Raw genomic sequence first — 1,756 nt, 5'->3', positions numbered from 1 at the left:
TGTACATCCTCGCGCCTGCGCCATTGCGCCATGTGGCTCTCCTGACTCCGGTCCGTGAGTGGCATTGCTCACAGCAAACCCGGAGTTGGACGTTACCACCGGTTACAGGTAACTGGAAGTCGGCTGACTACTGGCGGTATGACGACAGGAAATTGCCGATCCGCTCGATCGCCTCGGTCAGATCCCGCGACCACGGCAGCGTGACGATCCGGAAATGGTTGTGGTCGGCCATGTTGAACCCGGTGCCCTGCACGACCAGGATCTTCTCCTGCAACAGCAGGTCCTGCACGAACAACTCGTCGTTGTGGATCTCGTGCACATTCGGGTCGAGCGACGGGAACGCGTACAGTGCACCCATCGGCTTGACGCAGCTCACGCCGGGGATCTCGTTCAGCTTGTCCCAGGTGACGTTGCGCTGCTCGTACAGCCGGCCACCGGGGGCGATGAGCGCCTCGATGCTCTGATAGCCGCCGAGCGCCACTTGAATGGCGTGCTGGCCGGGAACATTGGCGCACAGCCGGGTCGACGCGAGAATCCCCAGACCCTCGATGAAACCGGCCGCATGATCCTTCGGGCCGGTCAGCACCACCCAGCCCGCCCGGTATCCGCACACCCGGTACGCCTTCGACAGCCCGTTGAACGTCAGGCACAGCAGATCGGGGGCCAGCGAGGCGATGTTGATGTGCTCGGCGTCGTCGTAGAGGATCTTGTCGTAGATCTCGTCGGCCAGGATCAGCAGCGAATGCTTGCGTGCCAGGTCGACGAGCTGTTGCAGGATCTCCCGTGAATACACCGCACCCGTCGGGTTGTTGGGGTTGATCACGACTATCGCCTTGGTGCGGTCGGTGATCTTCGACGCGATGTCGGCGATGTCGGGGTTCCAGTCGTTGCCCTCGTCGCACTTGTAGTGCACCGGGGTGCCGCCGGCGAGCGAGGTCATCGCCGTCCACAGCGGATAGTCGGGCGCCGGGATCAGCACCTCGTCGCCGTCGTTGAGCAGCGCCTGCATCGTCATCGTGATCAGCTCGGACACGCCGTTGCCCAGGATCACGTCGTCGACGTCGAAGTACGGGAAGTCGGGGATGAGCTCGTACCGGGTGACGACGGCCCGCCGGGCCGAGAGCACGCCCGACGATTCGGAGTAGCCCTGCGAGTACGGCAGGGCGTGGATCATGTCGCGCATGATCACGTCCGGGGCCTCGAAACCGAACAGGGCCGGATTGCCGATGTTGAGCTTGAGGATCCGGTGCCCCTCGGCCTCCAGCCGCGCCGCGTGCGCGTGTACCGGACCCCTGATCTCGTAGCACACGTTCTGCAGCTTCTGCGACTGCTCGAGTGGCTTCAGGTTCTGATTGAGGTGCGATACATGGGGTCTACTCACGAGTTCAATTGTGACAGCCCAGCGCAAATGTGTTTCACGGACCGGGCGGCCGACGAAAAACCGCCCTCCACAGGTGAGCCGATGCGTTATCGCGGCGGCGGCCCTGTGGAGGGCGGTATTTGTCGACGGTCAGTGGTGGCCGGGGCGTTTCTTGCCTGCGGCCATACCGAAGCCCTTGGCTTTGGCGGCACCGGCCTCGGTCACGGCAGGTGCGATTGTTTCGGTTGCCGCAGGTGCGGCGGCCTCCACAACCGGCTCGGCATCGGCGATCTCCTCGACCTCACCGGCGGGCTCGGCGACGGCCGGCTTCGCGACGGGCCTGGCACCCGGCCGCTTCTTGCCTGCGGCCATACCGAATCCCTTGGCCTTTGCCGC

General features: G+C 64.4%; 1 protein-coding gene and 1 pseudogene. Both read right to left on the bottom strand.

Annotation, left to right across the window (positions count from 1 at the left end; genetic code table 11):
- Nucleotides 1-127: 127 nt before the first annotated feature.
- A complete protein-coding gene (locus KDB67_RS03930; protein WP_291012652.1) occupies nucleotides 128-1,381 on the bottom strand; it encodes a pyridoxal phosphate-dependent aminotransferase in 1,254 nt (417 codons plus the stop codon).
- Nucleotides 1,382-1,510: 129 nt separating this feature from the next.
- Nucleotides 1,511-1,756: pseudogene (locus tag KDB67_RS03925) on the bottom strand (hypothetical protein); the annotation flags it as partial.

This window comes from Gordonia sp. (in: high G+C Gram-positive bacteria), from assembly GCF_020438995.1.
GTDB lineage: Bacteria > Actinomycetota > Actinomycetes > Mycobacteriales > Mycobacteriaceae > Gordonia.
This window is presented reverse-complemented; position numbering and strand designations above follow the sequence as displayed.